Here is a 22,519-nt window from a genome sequence, read left to right as displayed (position 1 = left end):
TCTCCGCTTCGTCCCGTTCGTCCCTCCGTTACACAACCGACGGACACCCGAGGGCTGCTCGCAGGGTGCTCCGCACAGTGCCGTGACAACGCCTCCGTAGTTTCGGTCGCGTGCTCGACCGGAGCACACGAGACGGAACACGAGCGGTACGGCCGGCCCGCGGGGGCGGCCGGAACGGGGACCGGAAGGCGGTACACCATGGCGCAGGGCGAGGTGCTCGAGTTCGAGGAGTACGTCCGCACCCGGCAGGACGCGCTGCTGCGCAGCGCCCGGCGCCTGGTCCCGGATCCCGTCGAGGCGCAGGACCTGCTGCAGACCGCGCTGGTGCGCACGTACGGCCGCTGGGAGACCATCGAGGACAAGCGGCTGGCCGACGCCTATCTGCGCCGCGTCATGATCAACACGCGGACGGAGTGGTGGCGGGCGCGCAAGCTGGAGGAGGTGCCCACCGAGCAGCTCCCCGAGTCGCGCGTGGAGGACGCCACCGAGCAGTACGCGGACCGCGCCCTGCTGATGGACGTGCTGAAGGTCCTCGCCCCGAAGCAACGCACTGTCGTGGTGCTGCGACACTGGGAGCAGATGTCCACGGACGAGACGGCCGCCGCACTCGGCATGTCGGCCGGAACGGTCAAGAGCACGCTGCACCGGGCGCTGGCCCGGCTCCGGGAGGAGCTGGAGTCCCGCGAGTCGGACGCACGCGCGCTGGAGCGTGAGGAGCGGGAGCGTTGCGCGGCCTGACCGGCGCGGGGCCCGAACGGGCCCGGTCCACCGCCCGGACGGCGAGTACGGCGACGGCCGTGCTCGCCGCCGTTGTGCTGTTCGGGACCGGATGCGGCGCGGGCGGCACCGGCGCCCGCGACGAGGGCCCGGCGCGGGTGGACGGCGGGTCCGGCCCGGCCACCCCCGCCACCGCGTCCTCACCGACACCCGACCGGGTGGACGCGGTGCGGCTGATCAAGGGGGACCCGGCCGTGTCGGCCGAGGTGAAGCGGGAACTGAAGCCCTGCGTCGCCGACGAGTACCCGGTGGACGTCAGCTACGGCAACCTCACGGGCGAGGCCCGCGACGACGTCGTCGTCAACGTGCTGACCTGCGGTGACGCGGTCGGTATCGGCGCGTACGTGTACCGGCACCAGGGCGACGGCTACGTCAACGTGTTCAGCGCGGAGGAGCCGCCGGTCTACGCCGAGATCGACCGCGGGGAGCTGGTGGTGACCAAGCAGGTCTACGACCGCGGCGACCCGGTGTCGAGCCCGTCCGGCGAGGTCGTGATCACGTACCGCTGGCTCTCGGGCCGGTTCGACGAGAAGTACCGCACGCACAACGAGTACGGGCCGGTCGCCGGGCCGGCGCCGACACCGGCGCCGGAAGGCTGAGACACGGCTCACCGCGGGAACCGCCGGCGGGCCCTTGCACGATGAAGGGGGTGAACCCGTCGCGCGGCCGGTGCGTCCCGTGGGGTGAGCCACAGACACGAGGACCGGGCGGGTGCGGGGGCACACCCGGTCCGGGACCACACGAGAACTGAGAGCGACGGGATGGCAGACCAGACCCATGTCCTGTTCGTCGAGGACGACGACGTCATCCGTGAGGCCACCCAGCTCACGCTGGAGCGGGACGGCTTCGCGGTCACCGCGAAGCCCGACGGGCTGTCGGGTCTGGAGGCGTTCCGCTCCGACCGGCCGGACATCGCGCTCCTCGACGTCATGGTGCCCGGCCTGGACGGCGTCAGCCTGTGCCGGCGGATACGGGACGAGTCGACCGTCCCGGTGATCATGCTGTCGGCGCGGGCCGACGCCATCGACGTGGTGCTGGGCCTGGAGGCGGGCGCCGACGACTACGTGACCAAGCCGTTCGACGGCGCGGTCCTGGTCGCCCGGATCCGCGCGGTGCTGCGTCGCTTCGAGCGGGCGGGCGGCGCGGGCGCCGGGCAGGACGACGCGGACGGCGGGCCCGTGCTGGCCTTCGGCGAGCTGGAGATCGACACCGAGGGCATGGAGGTGCGCAAGGCCGGGCAGCCGGTCGCGCTCACCCCGACCGAGATGCGGCTGCTGCTGGAGTTCTCCGCGGCGCCGGGCACCGTCCTGAGCCGCGACAAGCTGCTGGAGCGGGTGTGGGAGTACGGCTGGGGCGGTGACACCCGGGTGGTCGACGTCCATGTGCAGCGGCTCCGCGCGAAGATCGGCCAGGACCGGATCGAGACGGTCCGCGGCTTCGGCTACAAGCTGAAGGCCTGAGCGTGCGGATGCGGGGACACCTCCGGCGCCTGGTGACGGCGTTCGTACGGCAGGCCGGCATCGGCGCCGGCCTGAGATGGAAGCTCAGCGCGGCCATCGCGCTGGTCGGCGCGCTGGTGGCGGTCGCGCTCAGCCTGGTCGTGCACAACGCGGCCCGGGTGTCGATGCTGGACAACGCGCGCGACCTGGCCGACGAGCGCATCATGATCGCCCAGCGGAACTACGAACTGTCCGGGCGGCTGAACTTCCCCAACACCAAGATCGACGACCCTCAGCTGCCGGCGGAGCTGCGCGCCAAGGTCGAGGAGGGCCGCCGCGCCACCTACGTCGCCGACCGGGGCGGCGCGCCGGACATCTGGGCGGCCGTGCCTTTGAAGAACGGGCACGTGATGTCGCTGCACTCCGGCTTCACCGACCGCAGCTCGGACATCCTCAAGGACCTCGACCAGGCCCTGTGGATCGGCTCCCTCGCGACCGTGCTCGGCGGCTGCGCGCTCGGCGTGCTCATCGGCGGGCACCTGTCCCGGCGGCTGCGCAAGGCGGCCACGGCGGCCAACCGGGTCGCGGGGGGCGAGACGGGCGTACGGGTGCGGGACGCCATCGGCGGGGTGGTGCGGGACGAGACCGACGACCTGGCCAGCGCGGTCGACGCCATGGCGGACGCGCTGCGGCAGCGGCTGGAGGCCGAGCGCCGGGTGACCGCCGACATCGCCCACGAGCTGCGCACCCCGGTGACCGGCCTGCTCACCGCGGCGGAGCTGCTGCCGCCGGGCCGGCCCACGGAGCTGGTGCAGGACCGGGCGCGGGCGATGCGCACCCTCGTCGAGGACGTCCTGGAGGTCGCCCGGCTCGACAGCGCCTCCGAACGGGCCGAGCTGCAGGACATCCTGCTCGGCGAGTTCGTCGCCCGCCGGGTCGCGGCGAAGGACCCGGACGTGGTCGTGCGGGTGATGCACGAGTCGGAGGTCACCACCGACCCGCGGCGGCTGGAGCGGGTGCTGTTCAACCTGCTCGCCAACGCGGCGCGGCACGGGGCTCCGCCCGTCGAGGTCACCGTGGAGGGGCGGGTCGTCCGGGTCCGCGACCACGGGCCGGGCTTCCCGGAGGACCTGCTCGCCGAGGGGCCGAGCCGCTTCCGCACCGGCAGCGCGGACCGGGCGGGCCGGGGTCACGGCCTGGGCCTGACCATCGCGGCCGGTCAGGCCCGCGTCCTGGGCGCCCGCCTGACCTTCCGCAACGTGCGCCCGCCGGGCGCCCCGCCCGACACGCCCCCCGAGGGCGCCGCGGCCGTCCTGTGGCTCCCGGAACACGCCCCGACGAACACGGGGAGCTATCCGGTGCTGGGGCAGTGAGAAGGGGCTTCCGGGGCGCCCGGGAAACCCCGTGACGGCGCGAGGGCGCCCCGGAAGTTGCCCGCGTCTCAGACCGTCTCAGGCGCCGCCACGGGAGCGTCCTCCCGCTGGGGACCCGCGCCCTTCAGCGGCACCTCCCTGACGAAGACCGCCGCCGCCAGCGACAGCACGGCGACGACCGCGCCCAGCAGGAACGCCCCGTGCGTGCCGGAGGAGACCGCGTGCTGGTACGCCTCGCGGGCGGCCTCCGGCAGCTTCGCCAGGCTCGCCGCGTCGAGCTGGGCGGACTGCTCGGTCACCTTGGAGCCCAGTGCGCCCGCCCGCTCCGCCATGACGTCCTGGACACGGTGGTTGAACAGCGCGCCCATGACCGCGACACCGAACGACGAGCCGAGGGTGCGGAACAGGGTGGTGGTGGAGGACGCCACGCCCATGTCCTTCAACTCCACGCTGTTCTGGGCGACCAGCATGGTGATCTGCATCAGACAGCCCATGCCGAGGCCGACCACGGCCATGAAGACGCCGGAGGTGAGGCGGGAGGTGCCGGTGTCCATCGTCGACAGCAGGTACAGGCCGACGATCAGCAGCGCGCTGCCGACCACCGGGAAGACCTTGTAGCGGCCGGTGTTCGTGGTCACCCGGCCCGCGACCATCGAGGTGACCAGCATCGCGCCGAGCATCGGCAGGAGCAGCAGACCGGAGTTGGTCGCCGAGGCGCCCTGCACGGACTGCTGGTACAGCGGCAGGAAGAGCGTCGCGCCGAACATCACGAAGCCCACGATGAAGCCGATGACGGACATCAGCGTGAAGTTGCGGCTGCGGAAGATGTGCAGCGGCACCACCGGCTCGGCGGCCCGGGTCTGCCAGAACACGAAGCCGACCAGGGACGCGACGCCGAGGGCGGTCAGCTCCATGATCCGCGTGGAGGTCCAGGCGTACTCGGTGCCGCCCCAGGTGGTGACCAGCACGATCGCCGTGATGCCGACGGTCAGCAGCGCGACGCCGAGGTAGTCGATGCCCGCCTGTGACCGCTTCCTCGGCAGGTGCAGCACCGCGCCGATCGCGGCAAGGGCGATCACGCCGAGCGGCAGGTTGATGTAGAAGGCCCAGCGCCAGCCCCAGTTGTCGGTGATGGTGCCGCCGACGAGCGGCCCGCCGATCATCGCGAGGGCCATCACGGCGGCCATCATGCCCTGGTACTTGCCGCGCTCCCGGGGCGGGATCAGGTCGCCGATGATCGCCATGACGCCGACCATCAGACCGCCCGCGCCGAGGCCCTGCACCGCGCGGAAGGCGATGAGCTGCCCCATGTCCTGCGCCATGCCGCTGAGCGCGGAGCCGATCAGGAAGATCACGATGGAGGTGATGAACGCGCCCTTGCGGCCGTACATGTCGCCGACCTTGCCCCACACCGGGGTGGAGGCCGCGGTGGCCAGCGTGTACGCCGTGACCACCCAGGAGAGGTGCTCCAGGCCTCCCAGTTCGCCCACGATCGTCGGCATCGCCGTGCCGATGATCATGTTGTCGAGCATCGCGAGCATCATCGCGATCATGAGGGCGAGCAGCACCACCCGCACGCTCCGCGGCTGCTTCACGCCGTCCGACGGTGCGGCCCCCGCCGCCACTGTGTCCGCCATGGATCCCACTCCCCCGGCCACCCTCGGTGGCCCGTCTTTACTTACTTGCCGCCCGGCTAGTTGACTTCGACGCGAAGCTACTCGCGCAACTAGCCGGGCGTCAAGTAAGTTTTCGTCAAGAGGGTCCGAGGGGAAAGATGGGCGGCACCATGGACGGCACCAAGCAGCGGCGCCGCGGGAACACCCGCCAGCGCATCCAGGAAGTGGCGCTCGGACTCTTCGCCGAGCAGGGCTACGAGAAGACCTCGCTGCGCGAGATCGCCGAGCGGCTGGACGTCACCAAGGCGGCGCTCTACTACCACTTCAGGACCAAGGAAGAGATCCTCGTATCCATCTTCGAGGATCTCTCCCGGCCGATCGAGGATCTGATCGAGTGGGGACGCCGGCAGCCGCACTCACTGGAGACCAAACAGGAGATCATCCGCCGCTACAGCGCGGCGCTGATGGAGGCCGCCCCGCTCTTCCGCTTCATGCAGGAGAACCAGGCGACGATTCGCGAGCTGAGCATCGGCGACATGTTCAAGACGAAGATGCTCGGACTGCGGGACATCCTCATCGACCCCGACGCCGACCTGGTCGACCAGGTGCGCTGCGTCAGCGCCCTTTTCACGCTGCACGCCGGGATGCATGTCCTCCAGGAAGTCGAAAGCGACCCCGGGAAGCGGCGGGAAGCCGTTCTCGAGGTCGCCGTCGATCTGGTCACCCAGGCCCACCGGCACACGGCGGGCGACTAGGCGGTCGCTTCGGTCCGCTCCCCGCGGATCAGACCGTCACGCCGTGGTTGCGCAGGAACTTCGCCGGGTCGACGGCGGAGCCGTAGTTCGGGGTGGTGCGGATCTCGAAGTGCAGGTGGGGGCCGCTGGAGTTGCCGGTGTTGCCGGACGAGGCGATCTTCTGGCCGGTCTTGACGACCTGGCCGACCTTCACGTTCACGGACGACAGGTGGGCGTACTGGGAGTACGTCTTGTTGCCGTGCTTGATCACGATGGCGTTGCCGTACGCGGGGCCGTCACCGGCGCCGTTGCCGCCGGCCTTCACGACCGTGCCGCCGTGGGCGGCCATCACCGGGGTGCCGGTCGGGACCGCGTAGTCCTGGCCGGAGTGCTTGTGCGCCCACATGCCGCCGTTCTGCGCGAAGCTCGCCGACAGCTTGTAGGACTTCACCGGGTCGATCCAGGAGGCGGCCTTCTTCTTGGCCGCGGCCTTCGCCGCCTTCTTGGCCTGCGCGGCCTTGGCGGCAGCGGCCTTCTTCGCCTCGGCGGCCTTCTGCGCCTTGTCGGCCTGCGCCTGGACGGCCTTCGCCTGCGCCTCGGCGGCCTTGGACTGGGCGGCCGCCTGCGCCTGTACGGCGCCGGCCGCACCGGAGGCGGCCGTGTTGTCGACGGCGGCCGCGACCCCGACTCCCAGGACGACCGAGGTGCCCAGGCCGGCGGCCAGGACGGCCGCACGGGTACGGGTGGCGGACGTGCGGGGGAAACGGGACGTGACGCGCTCGAACATCGAAACCTCATGGGGGAGGGGGCAGAGGGAAACCACCGGCTCACGGGACCCGTGGCGTGGTGGCCATTCAGTGGTAACCCTTTCGCCCGAAACGCCGCAAAGGTGTGATCTACGACGGAAATTCGTAGATACCGACCGAGATATGCGGCCCCTGAGATGCGCCTCACAGGGGCCGAAAGCCCCATTTCAAGCCGATCGCTCGCGTTTTCGCCCTGAATGTCCGATACGGTTTCGGTGTCCCGCTACTATTCCGGGCCGTACGTGACGTAGGTCCTGTGCGGCACATCACCGGCGGAGTGAAAAAGCGGGTGCAGAAATGTGGCGCAGGCCTCTGGTGACCTACCGTCCGGTAACCCTACGGTTCACCTCGCGTCACCCTCGCACACGAGCATGCACACGACATGTTGGCAGCGTCACGGACGTGAGAGGACCCCCACGACATGAGAAGCCGACGCTCCTGGTTGCGTCGCGTATCGGTGACCGCCGTCTCCGCGACCGCCCTGGTGGCCCTTGCCGTACCCGCCGAGGCCACACCCTCCGCAGCGGCACCCACGACGGCCACCGCCGCCCTCCCGGCCACCGCCCCCGCCCTCGCGGCGGACGTCGACTACGACACCTGGCAGCGCGACTGCCGTGCCGTCATGGACCAGGCCCTGCCCTATGTGAAGCAGCGCATCGCCGACGCCCGGCCGGGCGAGAAGCAGGCGATCGTCCTCGACATCGACAACACCGCGCTGGAGACCGACTTCGGCTTCAGCTTCCCGCAGCCCGCCAACAAGCCGGTCCTGGAGGTCGCCCGGTACGCCGAGGAGCGCGGCGTCACCCTGTTCTTCGTCACCGCCCGCCCCGGCATCATCTACGCGCCCACCGAGTGGAACCTCGACCACGTCGGCTACGAGTCCTCCGGCCTGTACGTCCGCAGCCTCATCGACCTCTTCCGGAACGTCGCCGAGTACAAGACCGCGCAGCGCGTCGACATCGAGCGCAAGGGCTACACGATCATCGCCAACATCGGCAACAGCGCCACCGACCTCTCCGGCGGCCACGCCGAGCGCACCTTCAAGCTCCCGGACTACGGCGGCCAGCTCTCCTGACCGCCCGCGGAAACAGCCAAGGGGCCGGCACCCTCGCGGGTGCCGGCCCCTTTCACAGGCCGTGAGGCAGGGCGCTTACGCGTCCTTGCTCAGGTTCGGACCGGCGCCGCCGGCCGCCTGCTCGATCGGCGGGACGTCGGGCAGGGCCGACTTCTCCTCGCCGCGGAAGGTGAAGGTCTGGTTCTCGCCCTCGCCCTCGGTGTCCACGACCACGATGTGACCGGGACGCAGCTCGCCGAAGAGGATCTTCTCCGACAGCGAGTCCTCGATCTCCCGCTGGATGGTCCGGCGCAGCGGCCGGGCGCCCAGGACGGGGTCGTAGCCCTTCTTGGACAGCAGCTCCTTGGCGGACTGGGAGAGCTCGATGCCCATGTCCCGGTCCTTCAGACGCTCGTCCACCTTGTCGATCATCAGGTCGACGATCCGCAGGATGTCGCCCTGGGTCAGCTGCGGGAAGACCACCACGTCGTCGACGCGGTTGAGGAACTCGGGCCGGAAGTGCTGCTTGAGCTCGTCCGAGACCTTGTTCTTCATGCGCTCGTAGTTGGTCTTCGTGTCGCCCGCGGCGGCGAAGCCCAGGTTGAAGCCCTTGGAGATGTCCCGGGTGCCGAGGTTGGTCGTCATGATGATGACCGTGTTCTTGAAGTCCACGACCCGGCCCTGGGAGTCGGTCAGGCGACCGTCCTCCAGGATCTGCAGCAGCGAGTTGAAGATGTCCGGGTGGGCCTTCTCGACCTCGTCGAAGAGGACGACCGAGAACGGCTTGCGGCGCACCTTCTCCGTCAGCTGGCCACCCTCCTCGTAGCCCACGTAGCCGGGGGGCGAACCGAAGAGACGCGACACCGTGTGCTTCTCGCTGAACTCCGACATGTCGAGGGAGATCAGCGCGTCCTCGTCGCCGAAGAGGAACTCCGCGAGCGCCCTGGACAGCTCCGTCTTACCGACACCGGACGGACCGGCGAAGATGAACGAGCCGCCCGGACGCTTCGGGTCCTTCAGACCGGCGCGCGTACGGCGGATCGCCTTGGACAGCGCCTTGACGGCGTCGTCCTGGCCGATGACCCGCTTGTGCAGCTCCTCCTCCATGCGGAGCAGGCGGCTGGACTCCTCCTCGGTCAGCTTGAAGACCGGGATGCCGGTGGCGGTCGCGAGGACCTCGGCGATCAGCTCGCCGTCGACCTCGGCGACGACGTCCATGTCGCCGGCCTTCCACTCCTTCTCCCGCTTCGCCTTGGCGGCCAGGAGCTGCTTCTCCTTGTCGCGCAGCGAGGCGGCCTTCTCGAAGTCCTGCGAGTCGATCGCGGACTCCTTGTCGCGGCGGACGCCTGCGATCTTCTCGTCGAACTCGCGCAGGTCCGGCGGCGCGGTCATCCGGCGGATGCGCATCCGGGAACCGGCCTCGTCGATCAGGTCGATCGCCTTGTCCGGCAGGAAGCGGTCCGAGATGTAGCGGTCGGCCAGGGTGGCGGCCTGGACCAGCGCCTCGTCCGTGATGGAGACGCGGTGGTGCGCCTCGTAGCGGTCGCGCAGGCCCTTGAGGATCTCGATCGTGTGCGGCAGGGACGGCTCGGCGACCTGGATGGGCTGGAAGCGGCGCTCGAGGGCCGCGTCCTTCTCCAGGTGCTTGCGGTACTCGTCCAGCGTGGTCGCACCGATGGTCTGCAGCTCGCCGCGGGCCAGCATCGGCTTGAGGATGCTCGCCGCGTCGATCGCGCCCTCGGCGGCGCCCGCGCCGACCAGCGTGTGCAGCTCGTCGATGAACAGGATGATGTCGCCGCGGGTGCGGATCTCCTTGAGCACCTTCTTCAGGCGCTCCTCGAAGTCACCGCGGTAGCGGGAGCCGGCCACCAGGGCGCCGAGGTCCAGGGTGTAGAGGTGCTTGTCCTTGAGGGTCTCGGGCACCTCGCCCTTGACGATGGCCTGGGCGAGGCCCTCGACGACGGCGGTCTTGCCGACGCCGGGCTCACCGATCAGCACCGGGTTGTTCTTGGTACGGCGGGACAGCACCTGCATGACCCGCTCGATCTCCTTCTCGCGCCCGATGACCGGGTCGAGCTTGGACTCACGAGCGGCCTGGGTGAGGTTCCGGCCGAACTGGTCGAGGACCAGGGACGTGGAGGGCGTGCCCTCCGCAGGACCGCCGGCGGTGGCGGTCTCCTTGCCCTGGTAACCGGAGAGCAGCTGGATCACCTGCTGCCGCACGCGGTTCAGATCAGCGCCCAGCTTGACCAGGACCTGGGCGGCGACGCCCTCGCCCTCACGGATCAGGCCGAGCAGGATGTGCTCCGTGCCGATGTAGTTGTGGCCCAGCTGAAGGGCCTCGCGGAGCGACAGCTCCAGGACCTTCTTGGCACGGGGGGTGAAGGGGATGTGACCCGACGGGGCCTGCTGGCCCTGCCCGATGATCTCCTCCACCTGCTGGCGGACCGCCTCGAGCGAAATCCCGAGGCTCTCAAGGGCCTTGGCGGCGACACCCTCACCCTCGTGGATCAGGCCCAGGAGGATGTGCTCGGTGCCGATGTAGTTGTGGTTGAGCATCCGGGCTTCTTCCTGAGCCAGGACGACAACCCGCCGCGCGCGGTCGGTGAACCTCTCGAACATCGTTAATCGCTCCTCAGAGCGGTCAGGCAGTGGGGGGAACTTCCCCTCCCTGTCCTTCCGCAGCTTAGTCCCGCAAGCGGGGACCGCTCATTCCAACTGCCGACACCGTCGATGGCCTCCTGACCCCGCTCACGCCGACATCTGCTCCAACCCGATGGTGCGAGACGATGTTCCCGCAGGCCAGGCAGTTACCCCCTTCGCCAGTACGCCCGTGGCGAACGGGAGCCTTCCCGCCCTGCGTGTCGCCCCCTCCCACTAGGGATGTCTTACCCGCTGCGACTGACTGTCCATGCCGAGTGCACGGGTTCCCTCCGCTACGGGCGAACAACCTTGCGCCCTGCTTCACCCCCGCGCGCCCTCATGTTCGACACCGTGCGCGCACGTCCAGACACCCAGCGTAACTCCGAGGGTCGTCGTGCGTTGCCCCGGGCATGGCCGGTCTCCGCTCCGCCGCCCTCCCGTCGCCCCGCCGGCCGGACCTGTCCGCCCGCGAGGTGGGCGAGAGGCGTCACGGCGACCGGACGCGCTCCTGGTACGAGAACGTCCTGGGATGGCCCACGGTGCCCGGTGTTCCGCCGCGGCTGACGGTGGGCGTGCGCTTCGACGTCCTGGACGTGCCCGCGGAGGCGGGCCGTGCGGCGCTGGAGCGGCTGGGCCCGGCCGCGGAGGGTTTCCCGGTCGCCGTCCAAGGGGGCCGGATGCGGCTGCTGATCGCGGCGGGGGGCGCCGACGAGGTGCCGGGCCTGCTGGAGTGGCTGGAGTGGGGCGGGCTGGGTCTCGACCTGCGGGCGCTCGGCGGGGGCCTCATGGACGCCCCCGCCCCGTGGACCGCCGGGGCCGGGCCGGACGCACCGCGTGGACACCGGGCCGCGGGGCGTCCCGGAGACGGGCGCGCGGGCAGTCCGCAGGGGGCCGCCGTCTGGCTGCGGCCCCCCGAGCCGGGTCGCGAGACGGTGGCCTCGCTGCCGACGCTGCCGGCGATGGGCACGAGGAGCCCGCGAGGGGTCGGTGACGGCCCCCCGGACCTCGTGCGTCTGGTCAGCACCGTGGCGACGCAGATCCACCGCGTACGCCTGCGGTGCTCCGGTACGGGCGCCGCCGTGCGGGGTGTGGGTCAGCCGTTGGCGCTCTCGTAGGCCTCGCGGATGGACGCGGGGACGCGGCCGCGGTCGTTCACCTCGTAGCCGTTCTCCTTGGCCCAGGCGCGGATGGCCGCGGTGTCCTGGCTGCCGCCCGAGGAGGAACGCGCCTTTCCGCGCCCGCCGGAAGCGCGGCCCCCGGTACGACGACCGCCCTTCACGTAAGGCTCGAGAAGGCCGCGGAGCTTCTCCGCGTTGGCGGTGGTGAGATCGATCTCGTAGGTCTTGCCGTCCAACGCGAACGTCACGGTCTCGTCCGCCTCGCCGCCGTCGAGGTCGTCGACAAGAAGGACCTGAACCTTCTGTGCCACCGGATTTCCTTTCATCGATAACTTGAGGGCCGGGGTGAGCCGGCGTCCGCCGTATCGCCGCCCCTTGTTATATGCAGTACTGCAGTACCTCGGAAAGCAAACCGCTTTTGCCGTAAAAACACAAACCCCCGGCAGAGGACAGACGGCCGCGCACACCCCGGAAACATGCGCGTTTCGGACATAGGGCACCCGCATAGGAGCCCTGACGCGGATCACAGATGCAGAAGCATCCGGCTGTTGCCCAGGGTGTTCGGTTTCACGCGTTCGAGACCCAGGAACTCCGCGACACCCTCGTCATAGGAGCGCAGCAACTCCGCGTACACATCGCGGTCGACGGGCGTCTCGCCGATCTCCACGAAGCCGTGCTTGCCGAAGAAGTCCACTTCGAAGGTCAGACAGAAAACGCGTCGAACACCGAGCCAGCGGGCCGTCTGCAGCAACTTCTCCAGCAGGCGGTGGCCCACGCCCGCGCCCTTCAGGCCCGGCTTCACGGCGAGAGTGCGCACCTCCGCGAGGTCTTCCCACATCACGTGCAGGGCGCCGCAGCCGACGACCTCCGCGTTGTCGTCCCGTTCCGCGACCCAGAACTCCTGGATGTCCTCGTAAAGCGTCACCGTGGCTTTGTCGAGCAGGATGCCCCGGCGGACGTAGTCGTCCAGGAGGCGGCGTACAGCCGGAACATCGCTGGTGCGCGCCCGTCGCACGGTGAGGGCATTTGCGGTGACTTCGGGGCTGTCTGCTGACATGGACGGACGCTATCGCCCGCCGGGCTCGTCACGAGAGGCGGGGTTCTCGCCGGCGGGAGTGCCGGCGTCGCCGTCGTCGGTTTCAGGGGTTTCAGGGAGCTGGACGATCCGCATGGCGTCCTGGAGAGCCCGCCGCTGTTCCTCGCTCATCATGCCGAAGAACGCGACGAGAGCCGCGGCGGCGTTGTCGCTCCGTGACCACGCCTCGTTCATGAGGGCGGCGGCGTAGGCGGCGCGAGTGGAGACGGCCTCATATCGATAGGCGCGCCCTTCGGACTCGCGGCGCACCCAGCCCTTCTGATGGAGATTGTCCATAACGGTCATCACCGTGGTGTACGCGATGGACCGTTCCTTCTGGAGATCTTCCAGGACTTCCCGAACGGTCACCGGGCGGTTCCACTTCCAGACCCGCGTCATGACCGCGTCTTCGAGTTCTCCCAATGGGCGAGGCACAACTCAGAACAATAGTGGGAGATCCCGGCAATGGCGTGCCGGACGTGCGTGATACCTGGCGAACCACGACAAAAGGGGCGTACGACGGCGGGTCGTACGCCCCTGAGGGGCCGGGGTGGCCCCGGTCAGGCGTCGGTCTTGGCGGCGGGCGAGCCTTCCGCCCGGGCGAGGGCCGCGTCGACGGCGGCGTCCTCCTTGGTCTTGTTGGCGCCGCCCTGCGTCTTCACGATGACGCGGATCACGCCGATGAAGAAGACGGCCATGACGACCGGGGGCAGGAGCGCGGAGACGTAGTCCATGCGTCCAGAGTAGCCAGGCGGGCGGGTCAGCCGGCGGCCAGGTGCCGGTCCGGCGGCGGCGTGGCGGGTTTGCGCCGGGGGAAGACCTCGCCGGGCGTGGGCACGGGCCGCCGGGTCGGACGGGGGGTGCCGGGGGCGGGCGCGGGGCTGGGGTTCGGCGCGGGGTGCGGAGCCGAGGGCCGCTTCTCGGGCTTCTTCTGCGGCTCCCCGCGCTCCTGCTCCTGGCCCGCGGAGGCCAGCCCCCCGGGCAGGGCGGTCAGACGGACGCGTTCGCAGTGCCGCAGGAGGGTGGCGGCGGTGGGGTTGCCGCGCAGGGCGCGCAGGGCGGCCAGATCGTCCGGCTGGGGCCGGTAGCCGGCGCCCAGCGCCTCCTCGAGGAGCGCGAGGTAGCCGACGGCGGTACCGGGGAGGGCGGCGCGGTAGCGGCTGAGGTCGGCCACCAGAAAGGCGCGCAGCCGGGCGCTCTCGCGCGTCGCCTCGTCGAGGGACGCGGCGAGGCGCAGGCAGTCCTGGACGTCGTCGGCCGTGGCCGGGCTGGGGTGCAGGGCGAGGGCGAGGGCGCGGCGGAGCACACGCAGCTCCTCCGCACCGAACGCCAGGCCGCCGCGGGATCCGTAGGGCGTGGGCATGCTGCGACGATACGCGCTAATCAGACAAATCCACCCAAAGATCGTCAGTGTGGCGCGTCCACCACCCGGGTGGGCGGGGGTGTGGGGCACCTCCGCACCGCCGCAGAGGTCGCGCCCCGGGCACGAGGGCCGCCCCAGGGGCACGACTGCCCGCAGCCACGGCGTCCCCCAGGGGGGCGCGGGGAACTGCGCGCCCAGCCACCGACGACCCGCACCCGGCGCTGCAAAGGTGCCGCTGCGCCCACCCGTGCCGCCCCAGGGGCACGACTGCCCGCAGCCGCGGCGTCCCCCAGGGGGGCGCGGGGAACTGCGCGACCGGCCACCGACGCCCCGCAGCTGCGGGAGCTGCCCGCCCGGCAGCTGCGCTCGCTACATCCGGGACACGTTGCGTTCGTAGACCAGGCGGAGGCCGATCAGGGTCAGCCAGGGTTCGTGTTCGTCGATGACCGTCGCCTCGCCCAGGACCATCGGGGCGAGGCCGCCCGTGGCGATGACCGTGACGTCGTCCGGGTCGTCGGCCAGTTCCCGCGCCATGCGGTTGACCACGCCGTCGACCTGGCCGGCGAAGCCGTAGACGATGCCGGACTGCATCGCCGCGACCGTGTTCTTGCCGATCACGGTGCGGGGCCGGGCCACCTCGATCTTGCGGAGCTGGGCGGCCTTGACGCCGAGCGCCTCGACCGAGATCTCGATGCCGGGCGCGATGACCCCGCCGACGTACTCCCCGCGCGCGGAGACCGCGTCGAACGTCGTCGCCGTGCCGAAGTCGACGACGATCGCCGGGCCGCCGTACAGCTCGTTGGCGGCCACCGCGTTGATGATGCGGTCGGCTCCGACCTCCTTGGGGTTGTCGAACTGGATCGGCACGCCCGTCTTCACGCCCGGCTCCACGAGGACCGCGGGCACGTCACCGTAGTAGCGGCGGGTGACCTCGCGCAGTTCGTGCAGCACGGACGGGACGGTCGCGCAGATGGCGATGCCGTCGATGCCGTCGCCCAGCTCCTCGCCCAGCAGCGGGTGCATGCCCATCAGGCCCTGGAGGAGCACGGCCAGCTCGTCCGCCGTGCGCCGCGCGTCCGTGGAGATGCGCCAGTGCTCGACGATCTCGTCGCCGTCGAACAGACCGAGAACGGTGTGCGTGTTGCCCACGTCGATGGTCAGCAGCATGGCCGGTCCTACTCCGCGGCGCGCAGGTCGAGGCCGATGTCGAGAATCGGCGAGGAGTGGGTGAGGGCGCCCACGGCGAGGTAGTCGACGCCCGTGTCGGCGTACGCCTTCGCGCCTGCCAGGGTGAGACGTCCGGACGCCTCCAGCGCCGCGCGGCCGTCGACGAGGGACACCGCCTCCTCGCACTCGCCGGGCGTGAAGTTGTCCAGCAGGATCAGGTCGGCGCCCGCGTCCAGCACCTCGCGGAGCTGGTGCAGGGTGTCGACCTCGACCTCGATCGGGACGTCCGGGAAGCGGTCGCGGACGGCCTCGAAGGCCTGCGCGACGCCGCCCGCGGCCACCACGTGGTTGTCCTTGACCAGCGCCGCGTCCGACAGGGACATGCGGTGGTTGACGCCGCCTCCGCAGCGCACGGCGAACTTCTCCAGGCTGCGCAGCCCCGGCGTGGTCTTGCGGGTGTCGCGCACCTTCGCCCTGGTGCCCTCCAGCGCGTCCGCCCACGCGCGCGTGGCGGTGGCGATGCCGGAGAGCCGGCACAGCAGGTTCAGCGCGCTGCGCTCGGCGGTGAGGATGTCGCGGGTGCGGGTGGTGACGGACAGCAGCACCTGGCCGGCCTCGACCCGGTCGCCGTCCTCCACGTGCCGCTCGACCTCGAACTCATCGGTGCAGACGATCGACATGACCGCCTCGGCGACCCGGAGACCGGCCACCGTGCCCGCCTCGCGGGCGGTGAAGTCGGCGGTGGCGACGGCGTCCTCGGGGATGGTCGCGACCGTGGTCACGTCCACGCCGTGCGCCAGGTCCTCCTGGAGGGCCACGTTGGCGATGTCCTCGACCTCGACGGGGTCGAGCCCCGCGTCGGCCAGGAGCTGGGCGAGCGCGGGGTCGAGCCCGCACTCCAGGTACGTGTCCTCCTCGCCTGCGCCGCAGGCGCAGCCGTCGCCACAGCCGCCGGAGGAGACGAGGGGAAGGTCGGGGGTGGTCACTGCTGTCACTGCTCCTGGGCCTGAGGGAGGGTCGGGGGGAAGTCTGTGGTCTCGGTGGTGCGCACCGCCAGCGATCGGTCGGGATTCAGCCGTACGACGATGTGACGGCGCCACGCCGTGTCGTCGCGCTCGGGCCGGTCCTCGCGCCAGTGGCAGCCGCGGGTCTCCTCGCGCAGCCGCGCCGCCGCCACGAGCACGCGGGCGACGCACAGCAGGTTGGTGGCCTCCCACGTGTCGACGCCGGGCTCGGCGGTCTTGCCGTTCTCGTCGAGGGCGTCGCGCGCGTCGGTGTGCAGCCGGTGCAGACTGTCGGCGGCCTCGGCGAGGGACGCCTCGGAGCGCAGCACGCCCGCTCCGCGGGTCATGGTCCGCTGGACGGCGAAGCGCGCCTCGGACGGGAGCAGCGGGTGCGCGGGGCGCTCCGCCGTGGGCAGCGGCTGCGGCACGCGCGCGCGGAGGCCGGTGGCGGCGATGTCGGCGGCGATGCGCTCGGCGTAGACGAGGCCCTCGAGGAGCGAGTTGGACGCGAGCCGGTTGGCGCCGTGCACGCCGGTGCAGGCGACCTCCCCGCACGCGTAGAGGCCAGGCACCGTGGTGCGGCCGTGGGAGTCGGTGCGGACGCCGCCGGAGGCGTAGTGGGCGGCCGGGGCGACCGGGACGGGCTGGGTGACGGGGTCGATCCCGTGGGCGCGGCAGGCGGCCAGGATGGTCGGGAACCGGTTCTCCCACATCTCGGCGCCGAAGTGACGGGCGTCGAGGTACATGTGCTCGGCGTCGTGGTCCAGCATGCGGCGCACGATGCCCTTGGCGACGACGTCGCGGGGCGCCAGCTCCGCCAGCTCGTGCTGCCCGAGCATGAAGCGCACGCCGTCGGCGTCCACCAGGTGGGCGCCCTCGCCTCGCACCGCCTCGGAGACCAGCGGCTGCTGCCCCTCCGCGTCCGGGCCGAGGAACAGCACCGTGGGGTGGAACTGGACGAACTCCAGGTCGCTCACCTCGGCGCCCGCGCGCAACGCGAGGGCGACGCCGTCGCCGGTGGATACGGCCGGGTTGGTGGTCGCGGAGAACACCTGGCCCATGCCGCCGGTGGCGAGTACCACGGCGGGCGCGTGGACCGCGCCCACGCCGTCGTGCCGGCCCTCGCCCATGACGTGCAGGGTGACGCCGGCGGTGCGGCCCTCGGCGTCGGTGAGCAGGTCGAGCACGAGCGCGTTCTCGATGGTGCGCATCCCCCGTGCGCGGACCGCCTCGACCAGGGCGCGGGAGATCTCCGCGCCGGTGGCGTCCCCGCCCGCGTGGGCGATGCGGCGCCGGTGGTGGCCGCCCTCACGGGTGAGTTCCAGACCGCCGTCGCCGGCCTTGTCGAACTGCGCGCCGGTCGCGATGAGCCGCCGTACGGCGTCGGGGCCCTCGGTGACCAGGATGCGCACCGCCTCCTCGTCGCACAGGCCCGCGCCGGCGACCAGGGTGTCGTCGAGGTGCTGCTCGGGGGTGTCGCCCTCGCCGAGTGCCGCGGCGATGCCGCCCTGCGCCCACCGGGTGGAGCCGTCGTCGAGGCGGGCCTTGGTGACGACCACGGTCGTCAGCCCCGCGGCCTCGCAGCGGAGGGCGGCGGTGAGGCCCGCGACCCCGGAGCCGACGACCACGACGTCCGCGTCGATGGACCACCCGGGCGCGGGCGCGTACAGGCGGGGCCGAGCGTGAAGCGCTCCCGCCCGGGGGTCGTGGGCGACGGGCGGGCGTATGCCTGTGCTGGTCACGAGGCGTCTCCGAACGTTCCGAAGGTCAGGGGGATGTTGTCGATCAGCCGGGTGGCGCCCACCCGCGCGGCGACCGCGAGGACGGCCTCGCCGGTGAAGTCGTCGCCGATGTCGGTGAAGTCCGACGGGTCGACCAGCGCCAGGTAGTCCGGCGTCAGCGGCGGATCCAGGCGGGCGGCCTCGTCCAGCACCAGGCGGGCGGCGGCGCGGATCGCGGCGGGCCCGCCGGCGGTGGTGGCCACGGCGTGCGCGTCGGCCGCGGCGCGGGACTCGCCGATCGCGCTGAGCGCCTCGGCACGCGCCCGCGAGGCGGGCACCTCGCGGGCGCGTGCGCGCAGCGCCTCCTGTGCGGCGTGCCGGTCACGGCCCGCGAACAGGGCCTGCGACAGGGCGAGCGCGGTGCGCCGCTCGGCGGGCGACAGGTAGCGGTTGCGGCTGGACAGGGCGAGCCCGTCCTCCTCACGGACGGTGGGGACTCCGACGATCTCCACGCCGAAGTTCAGGTCGCGCACCATGCGCCGGATCAGGGCGAGCTGCTGGGCGTCCTTCTGCCCGTAGAGGGCGACGTCGGGGCGGGTGAGGTGCAGCAGCTTCGCCACGACGGTGAGCATGCCGTCGAAGTGGCCGGGGCGGGCGGCGCCCTCCAGCCGCTCGCCCATGGGGCCGGCGCTGATCCTCACCTGGGGTTCGCCGCCGGGGTACACCTCGTCGACGGACGGGGCGAACACGGCGTCCGCGCCGGACGTCCCGGCCAGCTCGACATCGGCGTCCAGGGTGCGCGGGTAGCGGTCCAGGTCCTCGCCCGCGCCGAACTGGAGCGGGTTGACGAAAACGGTGACGACGACCTCGCCCTCGGGCCCGGCGATCTTCCGGGCGGTGCGGATCAGCGTGGCGTGGCCCTCGTGCAACGCGCCCATGGTCATCACGACGGCACGGCGGCCGGTACGCACGCGGGCGTGCAGGTCGGCGGCGGTGCGCAGCAGGGTGGCGGTCATCGGGCGGCTCCGTTCCGGGACGCGCGCGGGAGCGTACGGGTGAGGTGGGTGTGGGGGGCGCGGGCGGTGCCGCTCATGTCGTGTCCCCCGGGGTGTCTCCGGTGCCGCCGGCCGCGTCGGACGGTCCCGCGAGCACCCCGAGGAGGGGCTCGGCGAGCTCCGGCTTCAGCAGCCCGTGGGCGAGGGCGCGGTCGGCGGTGGCGCGGGCCATGGCCAGGTACCCGGCGACGGTCCCGGGAGCGTGCTCGCGCAGCTCGGCGACGTGCGCCGCGACCGTGCCGGCGTCACCCCGGGCGACCGGTCCGGTGAGGGCCGCGTCGCCGGAGCGCAGGGCGTTGTCGAGGGCGGCGCCGAGCAGCGGGCCGAGCATCCGGTCGGGGGCGCCGACGCCCGCGGTGCGCAGCAGCTCCAGGGACTGGGCCACCAGGGTGACCAGGTGGTTGGCGCCCAGGGCGAGGGCCGCGTGGTAGAGCGGGCGGTTCTCCTCGGCGATCCACTCGGGCTCGCCGCCCATCTCGATGACCAGCGCCTCGGCGGCCAGCCGCAGCTCGTCGGGCGCGGTGACGCCGAAGGAGCAGCCGGCGAGCCGCTGCACGTCCACGGGGGTGCCGGTGAACGTCATCGCCGGGTGCAGGGCGAGCGGCAGCGCGCCCGCGCGCAGGGCGGGGTCGAGGACCTTCGCGCCGTATCGCCCCGAGGTGTGCACGAGGAGCTGGCCGGGGCGCACGGCGCCGGTCTCGGCGAGTCCGGCGACCAGCTCGGGCAGGGCGTCGTCGGGGACGGTCAGCAGCACCAGCTCGGACCGCTCCAGCACCTCGGCGGGCGGCACCACCGGCACGTCCGGCAGCATCTCCTCGGCGCGTCTGCGGGAGGCGTCGGAGACGGCGGAGACGGCCACCGGGCGGTGCCCGGCCAGTTGGAGGGACGCGGCGAGGGCGGGGCCCACGCGTCCGGCGCCGACGACGCCGACGGTGAGCCGCGCGGGGCGGTCCCGGGGATCGGGCTGTGGGGTTGTGTTCACGCGACGGCGGCCTTCCCGTTCCAGTCCGCTCGGGGTACCGGACGATTTCTCGTCATGTTAACGCGATCGGTTCCGGCGGCCACCGGTTGTCCACAGGCTGTGGGTTTCCGTGGACGCTTCCGCCCTCGCGAACGGACCGCGTCCGCCCCCGCCCTCGTACGGAATTGGGGGTGACCGCTCGGCGAGGGCCGGGCATGATCGCGGGCATGACTGAGACGGCGGACCACGACGGCACCGGACCGACGACGGAGGAGGCCGCCGCGCCGTCGCCGCGTGAACGACGCATCGCGGCCTGGCGCAACGCCCCGCGCGTGCTGGCGCGCCTCGGCTTCCTCGCCCCGCTCAAGGAGCGGCTGAGGCTGCTGGAGTCGGCGGGCGACGTCCACGACCTCGACGAGACCTCCGACATCTACGGCAACGGAGTCGTGGAAGCCCTGGAGCGGCGGGTGGCGGAGCTGCTCGGCACGGAGGCCGCGGCCTTCTTCCCGACCGGCACGATGGCGCAGCAGGTGGCCCTGCGCTGCTGGGCGGGGCGCACCGGCGACCCGGCGGTGGCGCTGCACCCGATGAGCCACCCGGAGGTGTACGAGCGGAACGCGTTCAGCCAGGTCAGCGGCCTGCGCCCGGTGCACTTCGCGAACGAGCCGCGGCTGCCCACCGCCGAGGAGGTCCGCGACTTCGCGGAGCCCTTCGGGGCACTGATGCTGGAACTCCCCCTGAGGGACGCCGGGTTCGTGCTGCCCACCTGGGACGAGCTGACCGAGGTGGTGGAGGCCGCGCGGGGACGCGACGCGGTCGTGCACTTCGACGGGGCGCGGCTGTGGGAGTGCACCGAGCACTTCGGGAAGTCCCTGGAGGAGATCGCGGGCCTCGCGGACAGCGTCTACGTGTCCTTCTACAAGTCCCTCGACGCCTTCGGCGGCGCGGCCCTCGCCGGGCCCGCCTCGCTGATCGAGGAGACGAGGACCTGGCGGCACCGGTACGGCGGCGCGGTGTTCCAGCAGTTCCCGACCGCCCTGTCCGCGCTGATCGGACTCGACCGGGAGCTGCCTCGCCTGCCGGAGTACGTCCGCCACGCGCGCGTGGTGGCCGCCGCGCTGCGCGTGGGCCTGGAGGCAGGGGGGCTGCCCTGGTTCCGGGTGCACCCCGAGGTGCCGCACACCCACGACTTCCAGGTGTGGCTGCCGTACGGGACGGAGGTCGTGGCGGAGACGGCGATCCGGGCGGGCGAGGAGACCGGGACGATGCTGTTCGCGAACCACTGGGACCCGAAGGGGCCCGGCCTGACCGCCACCGAGGTCTACGTCCGGGCCGCCGCCCTGGAGTGGACGGCCGGCGACGTCCGCGAGGCGGCCACGGACTTCGCCCGCCGCCTGACCGGCGCGCGGCCCTCACCGCGTCGCCCCGATTGACGGCCGCCGTCAATCGGGGCCCCGGTGTCGGTGGCCGGGTGCACCATGTGGGCATGGGCGTGCACATCGACATCACCGGGCTGCGGCCGGAGCGGATCGCCGTCGTGATCTCACCGCTGGCCGAGCTGGGCATGGCGCTGCACGCGCTGTCCGAGCCGGCCCACCACCCCGGCCTCCAGGCCTGGGTGACGGCGGTGACCGCACGGCTGGACCCGCATCTCGCGGACCGCATGTGCGAGGCGGACTTCCTGTGGCGGACGACGTTCTCCGACCTGTTCTTGGCCTGCGCCGGCATCCCGGGCCGCGCGGCGCTGCCCGGCGGCACGCTCGCCGAGGAGCTGGACCTCCTGGACAAGCTGTCGGACGAGCAGTTCGTGGACGGCGCCCTGGAGTTCACCTGCGCGCTCCCCTACGACGTGCCGGGGCGCGGCCCGCTCACCGACGAGGGGCTGCGCCGCCGTTCGCTGGAGCTGGCCGCCGCGCGCGGGCCGCGGCAACTGCTGTTCACGGAGCGGCTGCTGGCCGACCCGCCGCGTACCCGGGCGTGGCTGCGGCAGTTCCTCCAGGACTGCGACGAGGCGTTCTTCGCGGAGGCGTGGTCCCGGCTGCGGCACCAGCTCGCCGCGGACGCCCGCCTCAAGACGGACCTGCTGCGGCGCAAGGGGCTGGGTGAGGCGCTGACGTCGGTGTCGTCCGCCGTGACACTGGACGAGGCGGCGGGCCGGATCACCGTCGACAAGCTGGGCGACGGCCGCACCGCGGCCGGTGACGGCGGGCTGCTGCTGATTCCCACCAGCCTCGGCTGGCCGCATCTGATGGTCCTGCACCGGCACGGCTGGCAGCCCGTGCTGCACTACCCGGTGGGCTCCCCCGAGCTGGCCGCCCCGCCGACGGTCGGGCAGCTCGCCCTGCGGATGACCGCGCTGTCCCACCCGGTGCGGATGCGCATGTGCCGCAACCTCGCCCGCAGCGCGTACACCACCAGCGAGCTGGCGCAGGTGCACGGCATGACCGCGCCGGAGATATCCCGGCACCTGGGCGTGCTGAAGAAGGCGGGCCTGATCACCACCCGCCGCCGCGGCCGGTACGTCCTGCACCAGCTGGACGTGACGGTCGTGGCCCGCCTGGGCAGCGACTTCCTGGAGGGCATCCTGCGGTGAGCTCCCGCACGCTCCCGGCG

Annotated in this window: 22 protein-coding genes; 9 read left to right on the top strand and 13 right to left on the bottom strand. The window is 72.0% G+C overall.

Annotation, left to right across the window (positions count from 1 at the left end; translation table 11 throughout):
- The first annotated feature begins 198 nt into the window (after positions 1-198).
- The 4 genes from MTR79_RS01760 to cseC all read left to right on the top strand — a co-directional run bounded on the left by MTR79_RS01760 (position 199) and on the right by cseC (position 3,589).
- Positions 199-738 (top strand): SigE family RNA polymerase sigma factor, encoded by a 540-nt coding sequence (locus tag MTR79_RS01760; RefSeq protein WP_048459557.1) that lies wholly within the window; start codon positions 199-201, stop codon positions 736-738.
- Entirely contained in the window at positions 726-1,376 is a 651-nt protein-coding gene (locus tag MTR79_RS01755) for a hypothetical protein (RefSeq protein WP_189366799.1), read from the top strand. The genes MTR79_RS01760 and MTR79_RS01755 overlap by 13 nt, the downstream gene beginning before the upstream one ends.
- Before the next feature lie 162 nt (positions 1,377-1,538).
- On the top strand, positions 1,539-2,237 hold the full coding sequence (gene cseB / locus MTR79_RS01750) for a two-component system response regulator CseB (RefSeq protein ID WP_086700064.1): 699 nt from the start codon (positions 1,539-1,541) through the stop codon (positions 2,235-2,237).
- 8 nt (positions 2,238-2,245) lie between these two features.
- Positions 2,246-3,589: a two-component system sensor histidine kinase CseC gene (cseC, locus tag MTR79_RS01745; protein WP_189366800.1), complete on the top strand. Its 1,344-nt coding sequence runs from the start codon at positions 2,246-2,248 to the stop codon at positions 3,587-3,589.
- 68 nt (positions 3,590-3,657) lie between these two features.
- Here the strand turns inward: cseC and MTR79_RS01740 are convergent, their stop codons facing one another.
- Positions 3,658-5,226 (bottom strand): MDR family MFS transporter, encoded by a 1,569-nt coding sequence (locus tag MTR79_RS01740; RefSeq protein WP_048459554.1) that lies wholly within the window; start codon positions 5,224-5,226, stop codon positions 3,658-3,660.
- Positions 5,227-5,363: 137 nt separating this feature from the next.
- Between MTR79_RS01740 and MTR79_RS01735 the strand changes: the two genes are divergently transcribed.
- A complete protein-coding gene (locus MTR79_RS01735; RefSeq protein WP_189366801.1) occupies positions 5,364-5,960 on the top strand; it encodes a TetR/AcrR family transcriptional regulator in 597 nt (198 codons plus the stop codon).
- 28 nt (positions 5,961-5,988) lie between these two features.
- Here MTR79_RS01735 and MTR79_RS01730 read toward each other — a convergent pair whose 3' ends face one another.
- Positions 5,989-6,726 carry a M23 family metallopeptidase gene (locus MTR79_RS01730; RefSeq protein ID WP_244788888.1) on the bottom strand — a complete coding sequence of 246 codons (738 nt, stop codon included), beginning with the start codon at positions 6,724-6,726 and terminating at the stop codon, positions 5,989-5,991.
- Between the two features lie 440 nt (positions 6,727-7,166).
- Here MTR79_RS01730 and MTR79_RS01725 point away from each other — a divergent pair, with 440 nt between their 5' ends.
- Positions 7,167-7,820 (top strand): HAD family acid phosphatase, encoded by a 654-nt coding sequence (locus MTR79_RS01725; protein ID WP_244788886.1) that lies wholly within the window; start codon positions 7,167-7,169, stop codon positions 7,818-7,820.
- A gap of 75 nt (positions 7,821-7,895) precedes the next feature.
- Here the strand turns inward: MTR79_RS01725 and MTR79_RS01720 are convergent, their stop codons facing one another.
- Positions 7,896-10,421 carry an ATP-dependent Clp protease ATP-binding subunit gene (locus tag MTR79_RS01720; protein WP_048459551.1) on the bottom strand — a complete coding sequence of 842 codons (2,526 nt, stop codon included), beginning with the start codon at positions 10,419-10,421 and terminating at the stop codon, positions 7,896-7,898.
- Positions 10,422-10,852: 431 nt separating this feature from the next.
- Between MTR79_RS01720 and MTR79_RS01715 the strand changes: the two genes are divergently transcribed.
- On the top strand, positions 10,853-11,557 hold the full coding sequence (locus MTR79_RS01715; protein WP_244788884.1) for an SCO3374 family protein: 705 nt from the start codon (positions 10,853-10,855) through the stop codon (positions 11,555-11,557).
- Here the strand turns inward: MTR79_RS01715 and MTR79_RS01710 are convergent.
- The 10 genes from MTR79_RS01710 to MTR79_RS01665 form a co-directional block, all read right to left on the bottom strand.
- Positions 11,536-11,871 (bottom strand): Lsr2 family protein, encoded by a 336-nt coding sequence (locus MTR79_RS01710; RefSeq protein WP_048459549.1) that lies wholly within the window; start codon positions 11,869-11,871, stop codon positions 11,536-11,538. The two genes, MTR79_RS01715 and MTR79_RS01710, sit on opposite strands and share 22 nt — an antisense overlap.
- Before the next feature lie 212 nt (positions 11,872-12,083).
- Positions 12,084-12,617 carry an amino-acid N-acetyltransferase gene (locus MTR79_RS01705; protein WP_086700070.1) on the bottom strand — a complete coding sequence of 178 codons (534 nt, stop codon included), beginning with the start codon at positions 12,615-12,617 and terminating at the stop codon, positions 12,084-12,086.
- A gap of 9 nt (positions 12,618-12,626) precedes the next feature.
- Positions 12,627-13,070, bottom strand: coding sequence for a BlaI/MecI/CopY family transcriptional regulator (locus MTR79_RS01700; RefSeq protein WP_078895254.1), 444 nt, complete (start codon positions 13,068-13,070; stop codon positions 12,627-12,629).
- 125 nt (positions 13,071-13,195) lie between these two features.
- Positions 13,196-13,369, bottom strand: a complete 174-nt coding sequence (locus MTR79_RS01695; RefSeq protein WP_048459546.1) for a hypothetical protein — start codon at positions 13,367-13,369, stop codon at positions 13,196-13,198.
- 26 nt (positions 13,370-13,395) lie between these two features.
- The gene (locus MTR79_RS01690) at positions 13,396-13,998 is read right to left on the bottom strand and encodes a hypothetical protein (RefSeq protein WP_244788882.1); all 603 of its coding nucleotides are present in this window, start codon (positions 13,996-13,998) and stop codon (positions 13,396-13,398) included.
- Positions 13,999-14,367: 369 nt separating this feature from the next.
- Positions 14,368-15,165: a type III pantothenate kinase gene (locus tag MTR79_RS01685; RefSeq protein WP_048459544.1), complete on the bottom strand. Its 798-nt coding sequence runs from the start codon at positions 15,163-15,165 to the stop codon at positions 14,368-14,370.
- 8 nt (positions 15,166-15,173) lie between these two features.
- Positions 15,174-16,151: a carboxylating nicotinate-nucleotide diphosphorylase gene (gene nadC / locus MTR79_RS01680; protein ID WP_048459543.1), complete on the bottom strand. Its 978-nt coding sequence runs from the start codon at positions 16,149-16,151 to the stop codon at positions 15,174-15,176.
- A gap of 5 nt (positions 16,152-16,156) precedes the next feature.
- Positions 16,157-17,896 (bottom strand): L-aspartate oxidase, encoded by a 1,740-nt coding sequence (locus MTR79_RS01675; RefSeq protein ID WP_244793025.1) that lies wholly within the window; start codon positions 17,894-17,896, stop codon positions 16,157-16,159.
- A gap of 11 nt (positions 17,897-17,907) precedes the next feature.
- Positions 17,908-18,906 (bottom strand): pantoate--beta-alanine ligase, encoded by a 999-nt coding sequence (gene panC / locus MTR79_RS01670; RefSeq protein ID WP_086698628.1) that lies wholly within the window; start codon positions 18,904-18,906, stop codon positions 17,908-17,910.
- A 73-nt stretch (positions 18,907-18,979) separates the two neighbouring features.
- A complete protein-coding gene (locus MTR79_RS01665) occupies positions 18,980-19,927 on the bottom strand; it encodes a DUF2520 domain-containing protein (RefSeq protein ID WP_086698629.1) in 948 nt (315 codons plus the stop codon).
- A 194-nt stretch (positions 19,928-20,121) separates the two neighbouring features.
- Here MTR79_RS01665 and MTR79_RS01660 point away from each other — a divergent pair, with 194 nt between their 5' ends.
- Both MTR79_RS01660 and MTR79_RS01655 read left to right on the top strand, forming a co-directional pair.
- Positions 20,122-21,339, top strand: coding sequence for a beta-eliminating lyase-related protein (locus MTR79_RS01660; RefSeq protein ID WP_244793023.1), 1,218 nt, complete (start codon positions 20,122-20,124; stop codon positions 21,337-21,339).
- A 53-nt stretch (positions 21,340-21,392) separates the two neighbouring features.
- Positions 21,393-22,499: a DUF5937 family protein gene (locus MTR79_RS01655; RefSeq protein ID WP_086698632.1), complete on the top strand. Its 1,107-nt coding sequence runs from the start codon at positions 21,393-21,395 to the stop codon at positions 22,497-22,499.
- The last annotated feature ends 20 nt before the right edge of the window (positions 22,500-22,519 follow it).

The organism is Streptomyces sp. BJ20 (assembly GCF_022869105.1).
GTDB classification, from domain to species: Bacteria; Actinomycetota; Actinomycetes; order Streptomycetales; family Streptomycetaceae; genus Streptomyces; species Streptomyces griseoincarnatus.
Note: the sequence above shows the minus strand (reverse complement) of the source record. Positions and strands in the feature narration are given on the sequence as shown.

Bases quoted from the DNA above. Each gene is read 5' to 3' on its own strand.
- MTR79_RS01760 (WP_048459557.1), top strand. From the start codon at position 199: ATGGCGCAGGGCGAGGTGCTCGAGTTCGAGGAGTACGTCCGCACCCGG.
- cseB (WP_086700064.1), top strand. From the start codon at position 1,539: ATGGCAGACCAGACCCATGTCCTGTTCGTCGAGGACGACGACGTCATC.
- cseC (WP_189366800.1), top strand. From the start codon at position 2,246: ATGCGGGGACACCTCCGGCGCCTGGTGACGGCGTTCGTACGGCAGGCC.
- MTR79_RS01740 (WP_048459554.1), bottom strand. From the start codon at position 5,226: ATGGCGGACACAGTGGCGGCGGGGGCCGCACCGTCGGACGGCGTGAAG.
- MTR79_RS01735 (WP_189366801.1), top strand. From the start codon at position 5,364: ATGGGCGGCACCATGGACGGCACCAAGCAGCGGCGCCGCGGGAACACC.
- MTR79_RS01730 (WP_244788888.1), bottom strand. From the start codon at position 6,726: ATGTTCGAGCGCGTCACGTCCCGTTTCCCCCGCACGTCCGCCACCCGT.
- MTR79_RS01725 (WP_244788886.1), top strand. From the start codon at position 7,167: ATGAGAAGCCGACGCTCCTGGTTGCGTCGCGTATCGGTGACCGCCGTC.
- MTR79_RS01720 (WP_048459551.1), bottom strand. From the start codon at position 10,421: ATGTTCGAGAGGTTCACCGACCGCGCGCGGCGGGTTGTCGTCCTGGCT.
- MTR79_RS01715 (WP_244788884.1), top strand. From the start codon at position 10,853: ATGGCCGGTCTCCGCTCCGCCGCCCTCCCGTCGCCCCGCCGGCCGGAC.
- MTR79_RS01705 (WP_086700070.1), bottom strand. From the start codon at position 12,617: ATGTCAGCAGACAGCCCCGAAGTCACCGCAAATGCCCTCACCGTGCGA.
- MTR79_RS01695 (WP_048459546.1), bottom strand. From the start codon at position 13,369: ATGGACTACGTCTCCGCGCTCCTGCCCCCGGTCGTCATGGCCGTCTTC.
- MTR79_RS01690 (WP_244788882.1), bottom strand. From the start codon at position 13,998: ATGCCCACGCCCTACGGATCCCGCGGCGGCCTGGCGTTCGGTGCGGAG.
- MTR79_RS01685 (WP_048459544.1), bottom strand. From the start codon at position 15,165: ATGCTGCTGACCATCGACGTGGGCAACACGCACACCGTTCTCGGTCTG.
- panC (WP_086698628.1), bottom strand. From the start codon at position 18,906: ATGACCGCCACCCTGCTGCGCACCGCCGCCGACCTGCACGCCCGCGTG.
- MTR79_RS01660 (WP_244793023.1), top strand. From the start codon at position 20,122: ATGATCGCGGGCATGACTGAGACGGCGGACCACGACGGCACCGGACCG.
- MTR79_RS01655 (WP_086698632.1), top strand. From the start codon at position 21,393: ATGGGCGTGCACATCGACATCACCGGGCTGCGGCCGGAGCGGATCGCC.